At 43.1% G+C, this 17,198-nt stretch carries 16 protein-coding genes; 12 read left to right on the top strand and 4 right to left on the bottom strand.

The window, feature by feature from the left end; genetic code table 11:
• Positions 1-36: 36 nt before the first annotated feature.
• The gene (locus ACM0OW_RS19370) at positions 37-267 is read right to left on the bottom strand and encodes a hypothetical protein (RefSeq protein WP_414551781.1); all 231 of its coding nucleotides are present in this window, start codon (positions 265-267) and stop codon (positions 37-39) included.
• Complete coding sequence (locus tag ACM0OW_RS19375; protein WP_414551782.1) at positions 227-796, bottom strand: zeta toxin family protein; 570 nt, start codon at positions 794-796, stop codon at positions 227-229. Before ACM0OW_RS19375 ends, ACM0OW_RS19370 begins: the two co-directional genes overlap by 41 nt.
• A 228-nt stretch (positions 797-1,024) precedes the next feature.
• Here ACM0OW_RS19375 and ACM0OW_RS19380 point away from each other — a divergent pair, with 228 nt between their 5' ends.
• From ACM0OW_RS19380 to ACM0OW_RS19435, 12 genes are all read left to right on the top strand, one after another.
• Positions 1,025-2,206, top strand: coding sequence for a class I SAM-dependent methyltransferase (locus ACM0OW_RS19380; RefSeq protein ID WP_414551783.1), 1,182 nt, complete (start codon positions 1,025-1,027; stop codon positions 2,204-2,206).
• Positions 2,207-2,503: 297 nt separating this feature from the next.
• On the top strand, positions 2,504-2,944 hold the full coding sequence (locus ACM0OW_RS19385; protein WP_414551784.1) for an ATP synthase subunit I: 441 nt from the start codon (positions 2,504-2,506) through the stop codon (positions 2,942-2,944).
• 117 nt (positions 2,945-3,061) lie between these two features.
• Positions 3,062-3,808 (top strand): F0F1 ATP synthase subunit A, encoded by a 747-nt coding sequence (atpB, locus tag ACM0OW_RS19390; RefSeq protein ID WP_239730647.1) that lies wholly within the window; start codon positions 3,062-3,064, stop codon positions 3,806-3,808.
• 124 nt (positions 3,809-3,932) lie between these two features.
• A complete protein-coding gene (gene atpE, locus ACM0OW_RS19395; protein WP_006196223.1) occupies positions 3,933-4,178 on the top strand; it encodes an ATP synthase F0 subunit C in 246 nt (81 codons plus the stop codon).
• Positions 4,179-4,303: 125 nt separating this feature from the next.
• The gene (locus tag ACM0OW_RS19400; protein ID WP_414551785.1) at positions 4,304-4,795 is read left to right on the top strand and encodes a F0F1 ATP synthase subunit B'; all 492 of its coding nucleotides are present in this window, start codon (positions 4,304-4,306) and stop codon (positions 4,793-4,795) included.
• A gap of 114 nt (positions 4,796-4,909) precedes the next feature.
• Positions 4,910-5,473 carry a F0F1 ATP synthase subunit B gene (locus tag ACM0OW_RS19405; RefSeq protein WP_414551786.1) on the top strand — a complete coding sequence of 188 codons (564 nt, stop codon included), beginning with the start codon at positions 4,910-4,912 and terminating at the stop codon, positions 5,471-5,473.
• Positions 5,470-6,027 (top strand): ATP synthase F1 subunit delta, encoded by a 558-nt coding sequence (gene atpH / locus ACM0OW_RS19410; RefSeq protein ID WP_414551787.1) that lies wholly within the window; start codon positions 5,470-5,472, stop codon positions 6,025-6,027. The genes ACM0OW_RS19405 and atpH overlap by 4 nt, the downstream gene beginning before the upstream one ends.
• A gap of 157 nt (positions 6,028-6,184) precedes the next feature.
• Entirely contained in the window at positions 6,185-7,705 is a 1,521-nt protein-coding gene (atpA, locus tag ACM0OW_RS19415) for a F0F1 ATP synthase subunit alpha (RefSeq protein WP_414551788.1), read from the top strand.
• 150 nt (positions 7,706-7,855) lie between these two features.
• The gene (locus ACM0OW_RS19420; protein WP_414551789.1) at positions 7,856-8,803 is read left to right on the top strand and encodes a F0F1 ATP synthase subunit gamma; all 948 of its coding nucleotides are present in this window, start codon (positions 7,856-7,858) and stop codon (positions 8,801-8,803) included.
• Positions 8,804-9,438: 635 nt separating this feature from the next.
• The gene (locus ACM0OW_RS19425; protein WP_414551790.1) at positions 9,439-11,715 is read left to right on the top strand and encodes a PP2C family protein-serine/threonine phosphatase; all 2,277 of its coding nucleotides are present in this window, start codon (positions 9,439-9,441) and stop codon (positions 11,713-11,715) included.
• Positions 11,716-11,822: 107 nt separating this feature from the next.
• On the top strand, positions 11,823-13,388 hold the full coding sequence (locus ACM0OW_RS19430) for a CHAT domain-containing protein (protein WP_414551791.1): 1,566 nt from the start codon (positions 11,823-11,825) through the stop codon (positions 13,386-13,388).
• A 357-nt stretch (positions 13,389-13,745) separates the two neighbouring features.
• A complete protein-coding gene (locus tag ACM0OW_RS19435; protein WP_414551792.1) occupies positions 13,746-14,393 on the top strand; it encodes a hypothetical protein in 648 nt (215 codons plus the stop codon).
• A gap of 319 nt (positions 14,394-14,712) precedes the next feature.
• Here ACM0OW_RS19435 and ACM0OW_RS19440 read toward each other — a convergent pair whose 3' ends face one another.
• Together ACM0OW_RS19440 and ACM0OW_RS19445 are read right to left on the bottom strand one after the other, a co-directional pair.
• Positions 14,713-16,080: a PrsW family glutamic-type intramembrane protease gene (locus ACM0OW_RS19440; RefSeq protein ID WP_414551793.1), complete on the bottom strand. Its 1,368-nt coding sequence runs from the start codon at positions 16,078-16,080 to the stop codon at positions 14,713-14,715.
• Positions 16,081-16,536: 456 nt separating this feature from the next.
• A complete protein-coding gene (locus ACM0OW_RS19445) occupies positions 16,537-17,139 on the bottom strand; it encodes a DJ-1/PfpI family protein (protein WP_414551794.1) in 603 nt (200 codons plus the stop codon).
• Positions 17,140-17,198: the final 59 nt, after the last annotated feature.

Consider the following 17,198-nt stretch of genomic DNA (forward strand, 5'->3'; position numbering starts at 1 on the left):
GTAGGGTGGGTTAGGACGGTAGTCCGTAACCCACCATTATCCTTCAATCGATAATTCAGTTGATTCGAGAGGGGGAATTTGTTCAGGGGTTAAAGTAACCACTTTTCCATCTTGCCAAATGCTAATTGATTCTCCTAATTTGCGGTGTCTTTCTATAGCTTTAGCAACAGCAGTTTTAACGCCAGCATCAATTTTTTGATGGATTTCTGTTAGGGGAATTTGCGTTTTATTCACTGATTGTAATTTGATTCCAGGTTTCGAGTTCATAGATAATCGCCTCCTGATTGATATCTGATGCAGCCACTAATAGAGGTTCTGACCCAGAATTATCATAGATGATCCAAGTATCGCACAGAGGTAAATACAAGTTAATTAGGTTTGTGCGTCCGCGTTGGTAGCGACGGCGAATAGTATCTTCTGGGATATTGTGACCGCCACTTTCTACCCGTCTGTGTACCCGTGCGATCGCTAATTTGGGACTTTGTAACCAAAAGTAAATTAAGCTGATAATATAACCTTTGTCTTTACATTCTCTCAAAAATCTGGCAAAGTTACGAGCCGCTAAAGTTGTTTCAAAGGCAAAATCAGCTTCAGCTTTCACCAGAGTTTCTAGTCTTTCTAACATTAATCGTCCGGATTGAATAGCTACAGATTCCGGGTTAAAAGGAGAAAGTCCGGCGGCTATTTCATAGGCGTTAACATATTCAAATACTTCTAGGAAGTAGGGAAGGATTTGTAAAGCGCTGGTAGTTTTACCAGAACCGTTTGCACCGCCGATAATGTATAAATTGGGCATTATTCTAATGCTAATGCTAATTATGCGGATGATTTAGGCTGAGATTTGGTCTTTTTCTTGGTTTTGGTTGTTACCTGTTTAGCTTTTTCAGATAATGGTGGGTTACGGACTACCGTCCTAACCAACCCTACAAACAAGTTGGGGATTTTTTTATTTGTCAGTCCCTTACCAAATGGTGAATAATTCTCCCAATCCGCTAAACTCTAAAATGCTGCGTTCTTCCTGATCATGTCAGACTCCCAAACTGTTAGTGCTGCTGTTGCGAAACTCTACGATACCTATCCCTTCCCCCCAGAACCTCTACTAGATGAAGCCCCACCTGGGTACAATTGGCGCTGGAATTGGTTAGCCGCTTACAATTTCTGCACTGGACGCAAATCACCAAAGCAAGATATCCGCATTTTAGATGCTGGTTGTGGTTCTGGTGTGAGTACCGAATATTTGGTACATCTCAACCCCCAAGCCCAGGTAGTTGGAATTGATTTAAGTGCGGGAACTTTGGAGGTAGCCAAAGAGCGCTGTAAACGTTCTGGTGCTGATAGGGTGGAGTTTCATCACCTGAGTTTGTACGATGTGGAACAGTTACCCGGTGAGTTTGACTTAATTAATTGCGTGGGTGTGTTGCATCACTTACCTGACCCTATCCGTGGTATTCAAGCTCTAGCGAAAAAGTTAGCCCCTGGTGGACTAATGCACATTTTTGTCTATGGCGAATTGGGACGCTGGGAAATTCAACTCATGCAAAAGGCGATCGCACTTCTTCAAGGTGACAAAAAAGGCGATTATCGTGATGGGGTACAAGTCGGACGCAAATTATTCTCTTCTTTACCAGAAAATAACCGAATTGTCAAGCGAGATCAGGAACTTTGGTCTTTAGAAAACCATAAGGATGAATGTTTTGCTGATATGTACGTGCATCCCCAGGAAATTGACTACAACATTGATACGCTGTTTGAATTAATTGATGCTTCTGCCTTGGAGTTTATTAATTTTTCTAATCCTGATTTTTGGCAGTTGTCAAGACTTTTGGCTAAAGCACCGGAGTTAATGGAACGGGCGGATGAATTGAGCGATCGCCAGCGTTATCGCCTGATAGAATTACTAAACCCCGAAGTCACCCATTACGAGTTTTTCCTCGGTCGTCTTCCCCTAATTAAGTCCAACTGGTCAGAGGATAAACTCCTATTGCAAGCCATTCCCGAACTGAACCCTTGTATTGATGGTTTTCCCAGCCAATGTCTATTTAATTACAATTATCAAATTGTCAATTTGTCAGAATTAGAGTTGCAATTTTTACAAAAATGTGACGGAAATTTAACCGTGGCAGAGATTTTGGCAACGGTGCAAATCGAGTTGAATCAACTGAGAACACTCCTCGAACAGCAGATAATTTTATTGTCACTGAGTTGATTAAAGTACCAAGACCAGCAAGCTGATTATACAATTATCAACAGAGCCGATAATAACGATAAAAAGGCGAAATTTGAAGAAAGTTGGAATTTGATTAGCTGGAATTTCGGCTTTTTAGCCCCGTTCTCCCTCACCCCCTCGCCGAGGATTTTCCTGTGCAGGACAGGCTTCTACCCTGAGTCTGATCCCGGCAAGAAGTTAATTGTTTTTTTCTAAAGTATTGTTACCTGATCGTGATATGATTCAGCTGACTGAATGTGCAGTCATTATAAGTTAGCTGTACTGGTTTCAAGTCTCGTGAGCTTGTCAGAAGATTCAATTGACCCCACTCCGACAACACAACAAGAAACTCAATCTGGTTTTGAAGACACAGAACCAGAAAACGCCTCCATGCAGGAGTTCTATCAACTCTACCAGGAGTTGTTGATAATTACACTTGCCTTAACAGTGACTGTTTTTATCTCTGTGTGGATTGCTTACTCGCTGAACATTGCCCTAAATTATCTATTAGGGGCGTGTGCAGGTGTGCTTTACTTGAGGCTGTTGGCAAAAGATGTTGAGCGTTTAGGTAGAGAAAAACAGGCGCTGAGTAAAACCCGGTTAGCCTTATTAGTAGCTCTGATTTTCCTAGCATCGCGGTGGAATCAACTACAAATATTACCCATATTTTTGGGATTTCTCACATACAAAGCCACACTCATCTTCTACGTAATTAGGATGGCTTTTGTCTCTGACTAGCCAAAGCGCGGACAACCTGAAAAAGCTAAACTAAGCCTTGCGTGAGGAATATCCACACTGCAAAGAAAGCTCCTCTTCTCCAGGTAATATTGGAGAAACGATTGATATGGAAAGAAAATGCTGAATTTTCTGAACTTCTACTCTCTTCCACTTGCCGAATTGGAAGTGGGTAAACATCTGTACTGGCAAATAGGCAACTTGAAGCTACACGGTCAGGTGTTTCTCACGTCCTGGTTTGTTATTGGTGTGCTAGTGCTAGTTTCCTTAGCCGCAAGCAGTAACATCAAAAGAATTCCCAGTGGGTTGCAGAACCTCATGGAATACGCCCTGGAATTCATTCGGGATTTGGCTAAAAACCAAATTGGCGAAAAAGAATATCGCCCTTGGGTGCCTTTTGTTGGCACTTTGTTTTTGTTCATTTTTGTGTCAAATTGGTCAGGGGCGCTGGTTCCTTTCAAGCTGATACATTTACCAGAAGGTGAACTAACAGCACCTACAAGCGACATCAATACAACAGTTGCCTTAGCGTTGCTGACATCGCTGGCGTATTTTTACGCTGGGTTCAGCAAAAAGGGTTTAGGGTATTTTGGCAACTACGTCCAACCAGTGTCGTTTATGTTGCCCTTCAAGATTATTGAAGACTTCACCAAGCCTCTTTCCCTAAGCTTCCGTTTATTCGGCAACATTTTGGCTGACGAACTTGTAGTAGGTGTACTTGTATTGCTAGTACCCTTGTTTGTACCTCTGCCAGTTATGGCTTTGGGACTATTTACCAGCGCCATCCAAGCACTAATTTTTGCGACTTTAGCCGCCGCTTACATCGGTGAAGCGATGGAAGATCATGGCGAAGAGCATCATGAATGAGGGGCATGAAATACCCTCAAAAGTCATGAGTCATTGGTTATTTAACAATAATCAAAGGCAAATGGCAACTGACACACAACAACGTCTAAATCCACTCAACTCAGTAAATTAAGGAAATAAGATCATGGATCCATTAGTTGCTGCTGCTTCCGTTCTCGCTGCTGCTCTTGCTGTTGGTTTGGCTGCAATCGGACCTGGTATTGGTCAAGGTAACGCTGCTGGACAAGCTGTAGAAGGTATTGCTCGTCAGCCAGAAGCTGAAGGCAAAATTCGCGGTACATTGCTATTAAGTTTGGCATTCATGGAAGCGCTAACCATCTACGGTCTAGTAGTTGCTCTAGTGCTACTGTTTGCTAACCCCTTCGCATAATCGGTACTGAGTACTGAGTACAAAAAGTTAGGAGTTAAGAGTTAGGAGTTAGACAATTAACTCATAACTCATAACTCACCGACTCAGGACTCAGGACTAATATATTTAGATAGAAATTAGCAACCATGACACACTGGATTACCTTATTAGCAGTAGAAGAGGTTGCCAAGGAAGGGGGGCTGTTCGATCTAGATGCTACCCTGCCCTTAATGGCAATTCAGTTTCTAGTTTTAGCTCTAGTGTTGAACGCAACACTATACAAGCCACTGGGCAATGCGATTGATGGCCGGAATGATTACATCCGTAGCAATCAATTAGAAGCCCAGGAACGCTTGTCAAAAACCGAAAAATTGGCAGAAGAATATGAGCAATCCCTAGCAGGTGCTAGACGACAAGCTCAAACAATCATTGCTGATGCTCAAGCCGAAGCTCAAAAAATCGCGGCTGAGAAAATAGCAGCAGTGCAGAAACAAGCCCAGGCAGAAAAAGAAAAGGCTGCTACTGAAATTGAGCAGCAAAAACAAGCCGCTTTTGCTTCATTAGAGCAACAAGTAGATTCACTCAGTCGCCAAATACTAGAAAAGCTTTTAGGAGCAGATATAGTAAGTCGGCGCTAATGAAAATTTAGCTTGGAATCATTAAGCGACATTGTAAAGACGCATTCGCCAAGTAACATTTGTTGGCGGCGTGGGTCACGTTAAGCCTTGGCAGCGAGTTGTGGACGAAAAATCATGGGGACTTTTTTACTGTTGATGGCGGAAGCCAGCGCCGTCGGAGGTGACTTGGCAGAAGAAGCGGGACATGGTGGTTTTAGTCTAAATACAGATATATTTGACACCAACCTGATTAACCTGGCCATTATTATTACTGTGCTGTTAGTGTTCGGGCGGAAAGTTCTGGGTAAAACCCTGTCAACTCGCCGGGATACAATTGAAACAGCAATTAAGAATGCAGAGCAACGTGCTTCTCAAGCTGCACAGCAACTCAAAGAAGCACAGCAGAAGTTAGAGCAAGCTCAAGCAGAAGCCGAAAGAATCAAACAAGCAGCGCAAGAAAACGCCCAAGCTGCAAGTGAAGCTATCTTGGCGCAGGCTGCTGTCGATATTGAACGCTTGCAAGCAGCAGGTGCGGCTGACTTAAATGCAGACCTAAATAAAGCGATCGCGCAGTTACAGCAACGGGTAGTTGCTCAAGCATTGCAAAAGGTCGAAACTGAACTAAAAAGCGGCATAGCCGACGATGCTCAACAAATTCTAATTGAACGTAGCATCGCACAATTGGGAGGCGAGGTATGACAAGTAACATAGCAACAGCTGAAATAGCCGCCCCTTATTCACAGGCTCTGTTGTCTCTGGCGCAAGCAAAAAACTTGACAGAAGAGTTTGGCGAAGATGCTCGGAGTTTGTTAGGACTGCTTTCAGAAAACCAGGATCTACAGAACTTTATTGGCAACCCCTTTATTACGGGTGAGAACAAAAAAGCTCTGATTAGACAAATCCTGGGTGAAAGTGGTAACGCCTACTTACGCAATTTTTTGTTGTTACTGGTAGATAAACGGCGGATCGTTTTTCTCGAACCAGTTTTACAGCAATATTTGGCTTTGTTGCGCCAGTTGAACCAAACCGTACTAGCAGAAGTAACTTCAGCAGTTCCTCTCAGTGAGCTTCAACAGCAAGCAGTAGTGGAAAAAGTTCTGGCCATCACTAATGCTCGTCAGGTAGAGGTGCAATCTAAAATAGATAGCGAGTTAATTGGTGGTGTGATTATTAAAGTCGGCTCCCAAGTAATTGATGCTAGTTTACGTGGTCAGTTGCGCCGCCTTTCCTTGCGCTTAACTAGTAATTCGTAATTTGCAATTCTCCTAAAGTTTCCTTGCTGTGCTGATAGTCTGGCAAGGTAACTGGGCAGGGGATGAAATAATTGGAGAATCACCGGAAAATTATTTCCCCACTCCTTACTAGTCACGCGATTACTTCTTCAGTCTCGAAAGCAAAAAATATAGACACATGAGTATTTCAATCAGACCTGACGAAATCAGCAGCATTATTCAGCAACAAATCGAGCAATACGACCAAGAAGTCAAAGTTGCTAACGTTGGTACAGTTCTCCAAGTGGGTGATGGTATCGCCCGCATCTATGGTCTGGAAAAGGCTATGGCTGGAGAACTATTAGAATTTGAAGATGGCACAATTGGCATCGCCCAGAACTTAGAAGAAGACAACGTGGGCGCTGTGCTTATGGGTCAAGGTCTGGAAATTCAAGAAGGTAGCTCCGTTACTGCTACTGGTAGAATTGCCCAGGTTCCCGTAGGTGAAGCTATGGTTGGACGGGTAGTAGATGCCTTGGGTCGTGCGATCGACGGTAAAGGAGATATTAACACGACAGAAAGTCGTTTGATTGAATCTGCTGCACCTGGTATCATCGCTCGTCGATCTGTACACGAACCCATGCAAACTGGGATTACAGCTATTGACTCGATGATTCCTGTCGGTCGTGGTCAACGGGAATTAATCATTGGAGACCGTCAAACAGGTAAAACTGCGATCGCGATCGACACAATCATCAACCAAAAAGGTGAAGATGTAGTTTGTGTCTATGTTGCCATTGGTCAAAAAGCATCCACAGTTGCTAACGTGGTGCAAACCCTCCAAGAAAAAGGCGCAATGGACTACACCGTAGTCGTCGCCGCTAGTGCCAGTGAACCAGCTACACTACAATACCTAGCACCTTACACCGGAGCCAGCATTGCTGAGTACTTTATGTACAAAGGCAAAGCGACTTTGGTGATTTATGATGACCTTTCCAAGCAAGCCCAAGCTTATCGCCAAATGTCCTTGCTGCTCCGTCGTCCACCAGGACGGGAAGCATATCCTGGAGATGTATTCTACATTCACTCCCGCTTGTTGGAACGCGCTGCTAAATTAAGTGACGAATTGGGTAAAGGTAGCATGACTGCCCTCCCAATCATCGAAACCCAAGCTGGTGACGTTTCGGCATACATCCCCACCAACGTAATTTCTATTACCGACGGTCAAATCTTCCTTTCTTCTGACCTGTTCAACGCTGGTATTCGTCCCGCAGTAAACCCCGGTATTTCGGTATCACGTGTGGGTTCGGCGGCGCAAACCAAGGCGATGAAAAAAGTTGCCGGTAAGATTAAATTGGAATTAGCCCAATTTGACGACCTGCAAGCATTCGCCCAATTTGCTTCTGACTTAGATAAAGCCACTCAAGACCAATTGGCACGTGGTGAACGGTTACGGGAACTACTCAAGCAGCCACAAAATGCTCCTCTCGCAGTATACGAGCAAGTAGCAATTCTGTATGCGGGGATTAACGGTTACTTGGATGACGTTCCTGTAGCAAAAGTAACTACCTTTACGAAGGGTCTGCGGGAATTCTTAAAAACCGGCAAACCTGAGTACACCGACTCCGTGAAAACCAAAAAGGTACTCGGTGACGAAGAAGAAAAAGCCTTGAAGGAAGCTTTAACTGAATTCAAACAGACCTTCAAAGCAACAGCGTAAGTAAAGTGCTGAGTGCTGAGTGCTGAGTGCTGAGTAAAATAAGAAGTTAGAAGTTGAAAGAGTTTTTATACCTACTAATTTCTATAAAATTCAGCATTCAGTACTTTTTGTCACTCAACACTCAGGATTGAGGACTCAGAACTTAAAAATATGGCTAATCTCAAATCAATACGCGATCGCATTCAGTCGGTCAAGAACACAAAAAAAATCACAGAAGCCATGCGGCTGGTAGCGGCTGCGAGAGTACGTCGCGCCCAAGAACAGGTAACTGCTACTCGTCCTTTTGCTGACCGCTTGGCACAAGTTCTGTATGGTTTGCAAACTCGTCTACGGTTTGAAGATGTAGACCTCCCACTACTGAAAAAACGGGAAGTTAAAACAGTTGGGCTATTAGTAATTTCCGGCGACCGGGGTTTGTGTGGCGGTTACAACAGTAATGTTATTCGTCGGGCAGAAAACCGCGCCAAAGAACTACAAGCAGAAGGCGTAAATTACAAATTCGTACTGGTAGGACGCAAAGCCATCCAGTATTTCCAACGTCGTGAACAACCCATTGACGGTACTTACACTGGTTTAGAACAAATTCCTACCGCAACCGAAGCTACAGAAGTTGCAGATCAACTACTTTCTTTGTTTCTCTCAGAAAGTGTGGATCGAATTGAGCTAATTTATACCAAATTCGTCTCTTTGGTTAGCTCCCGCCCAGTGGTGCAAACCCTGCTTCCTTTAGACCCTCAAGGTTTAGAAGCAGCAGATGACGAAATTTTCCGCCTGACAACCCGTGGCGGTCAATTTGAAGTAGAACGGCAAAAAGTGACTAACCAAGCTCGCCCTCTGCCCCGTGACATGATTTTTGAGCAAGATCCTGTGCAAATTCTGGATTCTTTACTCCCTCTGTATCTGAGTAATCAGCTATTGCGGGCGTTACAAGAATCAGCAGCCAGTGAACTAGCAGCACGGATGACAGCGATGAACAACGCCAGCGACAACGCCGGTGATTTGATTAAGAGTCTTTCGTTGTCTTACAACAAAGCTAGACAAGCTGCTATTACCCAAGAACTGTTAGAAGTTGTGGGTGGTGCTGAAGCACTAACTTAGGGAATCGCGCATTGTTTAGTATTGATGAATAGCTAATTGCTAGTTGTGTCGATAATTAGCAATTAGCTATTTTTAGTATTTGGGAGTGTTTTTAGCAAAGTGCTGAGTCCTGAGTGTAAACCCATTTGCTTGAAAGCGTTGAGCTATCAACACTGTCTTAACCGCCTTGGTGATTACAAAAACTTCACTCGATAGGACTCCTATTTGATTTTTGAAAAAACTCCGTACACCTAAATTACCTGAAACCCTTTTGAGTCTTGCCTTGTGCCTTTTACCTAAATATGTAAATAATTTCAAATATCAAACCGGATTCCTATATCTGTGCTAAGTATTATTTGATTGACTACGAGCCGTGCTTCTAAATTTTTTTGAGTTATGCTTTGGTGACAAGGTGAAGTTTACCTGCTCGGATAGTGGAGAGGCAAAGAGCAATAGAAGCTATGATGAGGCAGTAGAGTTGATTAAGGACTAATGAAAACTGGCATAAGTAAATTAATTATTAACATACTCTGGGATCTGCCAGCTAGAATCATGATCCAAAATTGGATATGTTGAGTTAAAGAAACTTCGGCGGTTTTGATTACCGCTACCAATGCTTTTGAAAAAATTGCCAATCGCTGATCACTGCGAACACTATGGAAAATGATGCGGCAACGCTCTACTGCCCAAATGAAGCTTGTCTGGCTGCTAACCCCTTAACTCACAAGTTTTGCCAGCGATGCTCTACACCCCTACCCAGACGTTACCTGTGGGCTGTAGGGGATGGTTTGAGTGCGGGTAGCCCTGGAGATGTATTAGCCGATCGCTATTTAGTGATTAGTAAATCTGTTGTTTTAGATAGAAAGCCGGGTTTATTACCCCAATCACCTAAATATGAGAATTTAGAGGGTATTAAAGCTTATCTCAGATTAATTCCCTATAGCCTCAACGTACCACAGGTATATGGCATACTTTCTCTATCTGAGGGACAGGCTTCGGCTACGCTCAGTCCAGGATCTCACCAAGAAATCTTACTTTTAGAACAGCCACCTTTGTTCGTAGATAGTTCAGGACTACAAGTGCAGCTATGTAGCCAGTTAAACATGGCTTGGCGCGATGCTTCATCAATGCGTCAACTTAACTGGCTATGGCAGATAGCTCATTTGTGGCAACCTTTGAAAAGTGAAGGGGTGGCTACTAGTTTAATAAATCCTCATTTACTCCGGGTAGAAGGACCATTAGTCCGCTTGTTAGAATTGCGTTTTGACGCTGCAAAATCACCAGAATTACCCGAATTAGGTGCATTTTGGCAAAAATTAGCGTCAGAGTCCAAACCAGCGATCGCTGATTTTGTGCTTGATATTAGCAAGTTTCTGATGGAAGGCAAAATTAGTTCATCAGAAATACTGATTGCCGTTTTAGATCAAGGTCTAGCAGAATTAGGACGCTCACAAACTCCCTCAATCAGACTGGTTACTAAAACAGACACAGGGCCAAGTCGTCAACGTAACGAAGATGCTTGTTACCCTGCTAGTGGCACAGTTGTGCATAAACCACCACAAACATCAGCCTTAGCCATTGTCTGTGATGGCATTGGTGGACACCAAGGAGGCAATGTTGCCTCTAATTTGGCGATTGAAACAATTCATCAGCAGGTACAGCAACTCATAAATGTTCCTTATGATCATATTGAACCTTCATTACTGCTAGCTGATTTAGATAATGCGGCAGCAATTGCTAATGACAAGATTAGCCAACGCAATGACAGCGAAAATCGCCACGCGCGTCAACGTATGGGTACAACCTTAGTGATGGCGTTGCCTATTGCCCACGAAATATACATTACTCACGTTGGAGATAGTCGTGCCTATTGGATTACCCGTCACGGTTGTTACCAAGTTACCCTTGATGATGATGTGGCTTCGCGGGAAGTCCGGCTTGGCTATGCTATCTATCGTGAAGCAGTGCAACAGCCTGGTGCTGGTTCTCTGGTACAAGCTTTAGGAATGAGTCCTAGTAATTCATTACATCCGACTTCCCAGAGATTTATCCTGGATGAAGATGCGATATTTTTACTGACATCAGATGGATTAAGTGATTTTGACCGTGTGGAAGATTATTGGGAAACAGAAATTTTACCAATTCTGACTGGTGAAGAAGATTTAGTCGAAGTAGCTGACAAATTGGTGGAACTGGCTAACATCAGAAACGGACATGATAATGTGACTTTGGCATTATTACACCATCAAGTCCAATATCGCGAACCAGAGTCAAGCCTGAAAGCAGTCATTCCAGATATTTCCTCGCTCTCAACTGCTATTACTGTAAATCAAGGCTTACAACCCACGTTACTAGATGATAGCCCGAACCAAAAAACGAAGGTCGTACCAGAAAATCAGCCCAGTACAATTTCTAAATTGCCTTGGAGTTTAATAGTTCCTTTCCTATTAGTTGTCTTAGCTGGTTCAATAGGATACTGGATGATGCGACTGCGATCGCCATCGCCATCAACTACCATTCCCGCCATTACAGTACAGCCCACTCCTACTACTGCCGTCACAGAGCGATCGCTTGATAACATTTCCCCTGGTTGGGTAATTCAAACTCAGCCGGAAATCCTTGGTAGTACTCAGCCAATACTGCCCCCCAACAGCTTTTTGGAAGTGATGGCAATCAAACCCAATCCTCAACCGGGAACTGGAGATTTGTTTGTAAATCTACGCATCTGCACTCAAGACACGACAAATCTAGTCCCCAATCAACCTTTGCCCACAGGAGAGCAAACACGGTGGATAGGATTATCTCAACTGCAAACTTTGGGAGTCGCTGTTTTGCCATCAAACGCAGAAAATGTCTGTAATTCTACCTCTAGCCCACCCCCAACAGTAAATGAAAGCATAAATTCTCCCCAAACTGAGTTAAATCCTCGTTAAATTGCTTAAAAATCTGGAATAATACAGATAATAGTGACAGACAAATTTCGTCAGAGGAAAATTTTTATTGAAAATTATCTGTTCTAACCTTTTAGTTTCATGAATCCATGCCATCCCTGAACCTGGCGATCGCCCGTCTCATCAACACTGGCACAGATAACTTCGCTATTTGGGTGGTCAAAGCTCCATATCCCAGTGGTTATGTTTTACATGACTGTGTATGGCCAGCTGAACTCACTCAAGTTTGGCAAGAATGGCAGCAAATGTTTGCTGGCCATAGTGGTTTATATCTTTTTCCTGGTTTACAGCCACCGTCAGATCCCAAATTTTCCATCGATTTAGTTTCACCCCCTTCCGGACAGACAGCTGGTTACAGTAGTCGTCTGATGCAGTACTTGGGCATTAATCTCTGGCGCTGGATCTTCGACGGACCAATTCTTGGCAGCCTCGAACGCAGTCGGGGTATAGCTATGGGTCGGTATACACGTTTGCGTTTTCGGTTAGAAATCCGTGATCCGGATCTAATTGCCCTACCTTGGGAAATTATGCAGCGCCAACCTGGGCAATCGGCAATGTCCCTCTCACCAGATTTGCTATTTAGTCGCACGACAAGTGAAGTTGAACCTCTGCCCTATTTGCGAACCGACCAAGCTTTAAGTATCTTGTTGGTTTTGGGACATGATGAAAACCTGCAATTGGCACAAGAAGCAGCTATTCTAGAAAAAATTTTGGCAAGTAGCAATTCTCAAAACTATGCACCCTGTACAGTTAAGACGCTCTTGCAACCTACACCACAAGAATTAATTCAAGAATTAGAAACCGCAGCCTATAACGTGTTCTTTTACGCTGGTCATGGACTACCTGGCCCAGATGGGGGATTATTCTTTTTGCGTCCGGGTATGACCCTGAATGGGATTGAATTAGCACAAGTATTAACCCGGAGTGGGATGAAACTAGCGGTTTTTAACGCTTGTTGGGGCGCACAACCCGCCGCAATTAATCACCAAGCTATCCCAGCCAGTAGTTTGGCAGAAGTGTTAATCCGTCATGGTGTCCCGGCTGTTTTGGGAATGCGTGATCAAATTGCTGACCACGAAAGCCACAGTTTTATACAAGCTTTCACTGAGGCTTTGCGATCGCGTAAGTCCATTGATGAGGCAGTTGCTGAGGCTAGGCAAGAATTGTTAACACTATATAAGTTCAATCAACTTGCTTGGACTCTGCCCGTGCTTTATCTGCACCCAGATTTTGATGGTGAACTAATTAAGAGTTTTGATGAGGGAATTACCGAATTACCAGATAGTATCATCCCCAATATAAATTCTCCCATTCCTATCGCTTCTTTGCGATCGCTTTCATCGGCAGGGCAAACTTGGATATTACGACCTGGAGTCACCCGCATCGGTCGCACAAAAGATAATGATATTGTGATCCCAGAACTTTCAGTTTCTAAGCGTCACGCCGAAATTTTATGCCGCAGTAATTTGACTGCTACAGGTCCTGTGAGAACTTATTACTTGCAAGATTTTTCTACTTACGGTACAACTTGGTGTTTAGGGCCTAATGGTTGGCAACAAATTCTGCGTGAGGAAGTTACCTTACAATCGGGAATGCAATTAAAATTTGGTAGTTCTAAAGGTAAAATTTGGCAGTTTGTAATTGAAGATGCTTAGGGATTGGGAAAAGCTAGAAAGGCAAGGGGGCAAGGGGGGAAGTCAAGAAGCAGGGGAGCAGGGAGCGGGGAGCAAGGGGGAGTTAGAAATTAGAGTGAACTTTTGGTTACTTAACACCCTTTCCTCTTTTCCCCCTGCACCCTGCCCCCGTCCCCTCTGCCTCTTCGGTAAAGTAATAACTATTTGTGTATTGACTTTTTGTGCAATAGAAATTACCAGTAAAGAATAAATTTTCTTGGCTAGTGCCAAATTCAAAAAATTATTTTCAACTTTAGATAAAATTAACTGTTTTGCGGAAATCTAATTCGGGAAGTTGTAGCTGTCAATATTGCTAAATAATTTATCAGGAGGCAAGCAATGACTAATAAAGTTAACGGATCAGAAACTTTCAACACCTTATTATCCCAAGTGGAATTAGAATTATTAGATACTTTGCTTGAACCAGAGGATGGTACTTATCCTTGGAATCCGGCTAATCATGAGTCTGAAGCTTATTTTAGCCAATTAGAACAACAGTTAGCCACACAAGATTTTCTGGATGAAGAACTGTTCACACAATCCCAAGCTTTTTATAATCACTTAGACAGCCTTTGGTCTGAGGTGGTAACTTCTACGCATCACAAATGTGATCCCAATGAGTCAGTTGTCGATAAGTTACAAGTGGCTTTAAATTCAGCCTTTGCTAATGCTGTACCCCAAAATTGGCTGAATGCGATCGCCTTGAAAGCTACTGAAATTTTTGCTTCTGAACAAACAATCAGCGATCAACTCGTGCAGTGTGTTCAATCTGTATTACCTGCTTGGGATATAGAAGATTTGTTTGTTTTAACTCGTCCCTTTGCCCATGCTATGCGTAGTCGCGAATCCACAGATGTGACTGCGATGATTAGTAAGATCGAAAATCGAGATTGGTTAACCTTATCAGAAGTTGAACAAGCAAAAATCAGTGTAGCGATCGCTTACTATGCTTTCAGGCAATTAAATAGTCCTGACTCCGAAGACTAAGATCAGCCGATTATTTTTCTAGAATCTCAAAGCTTTAATTTGATTCAGGCTGCAAACAGTTTTGCTTGCCTATAATGCTCATTGTATGAGTTTGAGATTTTTTTATCATTCTTTAGACATATATCTCACGACAGAATTTCATCATAGATTGATGGAAATATTAGCGTCATCTATCGCAAGACACATAATAAATTTTTCAGGTCAAAATAATATTGTCTGGGATTTTGGTATGGCGAACTGTGGCTCTATTTTGTGGCGACGGTTTCAGAAAAGACGGAATCACACCACTTGATGTGGTGTGAGGTTGATTGGAAGTCCGTTATTTATGACCAATAAAGCGGGTGGCAAAATTTTGCGATCGCGTTGGTGACAAAACCCGTGCTTTCAGAATTGCTGCCATTAAGAAGGCATAAGATAACACCCCAACCACTACCAAAAGTAAAGCATTAATAGATCCTGTGGCGTTCCATAAAGCATGGAGTGCAGAGGCACTAATATAACCAATAGAGAGAATCTGCCAACTCATCCGGGGCTTGAGGACAGCTAACCCGATAAAATACCCCAGGTAGCCACTGTAAGCCATGTGTCCGGCTACAGAGCCTAAAATTCGCGGAATTAGCAATTGAAACCCTGCCAATTGACCAGCCGCACCTATTCCTACCTGTTGGGTAATATCTGGTACATATTGCCCCAAAGTTTCCAAGAGAGTGAAACCGATAGCCGAAGCTGTTCCCAGGAGAATGCCATCTAAGGGTTCCCAAATGCCGATGCGTTCTCGCCAAGGGGAAGGTAAACTCCGACCCATTAAATATGCCCCAATTAGCGGTAATGCTTTGAGTAATTCTTCCATCAACCCCGCACCAAAGAACATTCTGACTAGCAATTCGGTAAAGGTGGTAGGGTCTTGGGGTGAAGGTAAACTACCAGGTAAGATGACGCGAAACACGAAGATAAATAAATCTAACAGGGGACTAAGCAAAATCAGAGTTGTACTCAATGCTGCGCCCATTAGCACCCACCAAGGCTTCTCTTTACCACAAAGTTGGTAAACAAAATAGTAAGCAGCCGATGCAATGTAAGTTGCGACGATGATTTGATTCGCTTGGGGATTACCGACGGTAGCAAACATTAGCACTACAAAAATGACGGTAAGTATTCCCGGTATCAGATAAGCTTTGCGAGTTAAATCCTTGCCAGTGGAAATAATTGGAAAAAGTTGGGTGAAACTCACCGAATCTGGCTGTTTTAAATGCGTATGACCGTTACTTTTAGAAGCCGATGGTAATGGTTTGACTTGTTTTGTCATCACCGTGGGCTGAGAAATCAAATCATACTCAAAGATAAATTGCGGCCCATCAGAACCGAGAGAAATGCGATCGCCTGCGTGTAATTCCTGACATTCAGACAAGCATTTTCCGTTTAAAAAAGTGCCATTGGCACTATTTAAATCACAAAGTACCCAGCTAAATTTGTTATCGGTCGGTGAGGAGAGGGGACGAACCACAGCATGACGGCGAGATACCATCCGATACATCATGGCATCCAAGACAACTTGGCAGGTGGGGTCGCGTCCAATTACTACCTCTTTACTGGTTAGCAGCGAGTAGCGAGATTCTGAACCAAAAGCTGCTACATTACCAGACACTAGCCGCAGAAATGCATTATGTCTTGTGTTTTTGCCTGTCATCTAGTTAGAGTGTCTTTCCAAACAAATTTATCAAAAATACTTGGGCATTAGGACTTAACCTGAGCCACACCAACAGCAGCATTGCTAACTACACTATAGCTTTACTTACTGCGAAGAAACTTTAAATTTGCTGATTTAAAATTTAATATTGCCTAACTCATTAATGACAAGCATTCTAGCTAAGAAAAATATTTTCTGTGCCTTATTTGTCAAATATATTAGTTAGATTTTATGGATGATATAGTAGAGACAACCCCATACAGAATTAATTATTAAATATTAGTAGTATACACCACATTTAGTTGAGTTGAAAAGTTATATAATTGTTAATTATTGGCAATGAGTTCTTTTTAACTCAGAATATTTTCTGAATTTTAGACAAAATTTTGTAGAGGCACAGCACTAAAAATATTTTAGTTCATCTGTTAACCTGTCTGAGGCTGTGCCGTCAAAAAATTATCTCACGTTGGCAATCTCTGGATGCTCAACCTTCGTCCCCAGGACTTGCAGAAATTCTGCTAGCCAACGAGGATGAGCCGGCCAAGCAGGCGCTGTTACCAAGTTACCATCAACTATTACTTCATCAACAGCAACATTTACGTATACACCACCAGCAATGCGTACCTCTGGGCTACAAGCAGGGTAGCCAGTACAACTCTTACCTTGCAAGACATCAGCCGCAGCTAATAGCTGTAAACCGTGGCAAATAGCCGCAATTGGCTTATTTGTTTGAGCGAAATGGCGGGTAATTTCTAGCACTTGTTGATTTAAGCGGATGTATTCTGGGGCGCGTCCTCCGGGGATGACCAAAGCATCATAGGTGGCGGCTTCTACTTCGGCAAATGTGGCATTTAAAATGAAATTATGCCCAGGTTTTTCACTGTAAGTCTGGTCTCCTTCAAAGTCGTGAATTGCTGTTCGCACTTTTTCACCAACTTTTTTGTCCGGACAAACTGCATCAACGGTGTGTCCTACCATTTGCAAAGCCTGGAAGGGAACCATAACCTCATAGTCTTCCACATAGTCCCCAATCAGCATCAAAATTTTTTTAGCTGCCATGTTTTAATCTCCTCACATATTCAATTCATTTCCAGTAAAACACTAAGAGATTGTGAGAT

The organism is Anabaena sp. CCY 0017 (genome assembly GCF_963920885.1).
Classification (GTDB): domain Bacteria; phylum Cyanobacteriota; class Cyanobacteriia; order Cyanobacteriales; family Nostocaceae; genus Nodularia.

Bases quoted from the DNA above. Each gene is read 5' to 3' on its own strand.
- ACM0OW_RS19370 (WP_414551781.1), bottom strand. From the start codon at position 267: ATGAACTCGAAACCTGGAATCAAATTACAATCAGTGAATAAAACGCAA.
- ACM0OW_RS19375 (WP_414551782.1), bottom strand. From the start codon at position 796: ATGCCCAATTTATACATTATCGGCGGTGCAAACGGTTCTGGTAAAACT.
- ACM0OW_RS19380 (WP_414551783.1), top strand. From the start codon at position 1,025: ATGTCAGACTCCCAAACTGTTAGTGCTGCTGTTGCGAAACTCTACGAT.
- atpB (WP_239730647.1), top strand. From the start codon at position 3,062: ATGCTGAATTTTCTGAACTTCTACTCTCTTCCACTTGCCGAATTGGAA.
- atpE (WP_006196223.1), top strand. From the start codon at position 3,933: ATGGATCCATTAGTTGCTGCTGCTTCCGTTCTCGCTGCTGCTCTTGCT.
- ACM0OW_RS19400 (WP_414551785.1), top strand. From the start codon at position 4,304: ATGACACACTGGATTACCTTATTAGCAGTAGAAGAGGTTGCCAAGGAA.
- ACM0OW_RS19405 (WP_414551786.1), top strand. From the start codon at position 4,910: ATGGGGACTTTTTTACTGTTGATGGCGGAAGCCAGCGCCGTCGGAGGT.
- atpH (WP_414551787.1), top strand. From the start codon at position 5,470: ATGACAAGTAACATAGCAACAGCTGAAATAGCCGCCCCTTATTCACAG.
- atpA (WP_414551788.1), top strand. From the start codon at position 6,185: ATGAGTATTTCAATCAGACCTGACGAAATCAGCAGCATTATTCAGCAA.
- ACM0OW_RS19420 (WP_414551789.1), top strand. From the start codon at position 7,856: ATGGCTAATCTCAAATCAATACGCGATCGCATTCAGTCGGTCAAGAAC.
- ACM0OW_RS19425 (WP_414551790.1), top strand. From the start codon at position 9,439: ATGGAAAATGATGCGGCAACGCTCTACTGCCCAAATGAAGCTTGTCTG.
- ACM0OW_RS19430 (WP_414551791.1), top strand. From the start codon at position 11,823: ATGCCATCCCTGAACCTGGCGATCGCCCGTCTCATCAACACTGGCACA.
- ACM0OW_RS19435 (WP_414551792.1), top strand. From the start codon at position 13,746: ATGACTAATAAAGTTAACGGATCAGAAACTTTCAACACCTTATTATCC.
- ACM0OW_RS19440 (WP_414551793.1), bottom strand. From the start codon at position 16,080: ATGACAGGCAAAAACACAAGACATAATGCATTTCTGCGGCTAGTGTCT.
- ACM0OW_RS19445 (WP_414551794.1), bottom strand. From the start codon at position 17,139: ATGGCAGCTAAAAAAATTTTGATGCTGATTGGGGACTATGTGGAAGAC.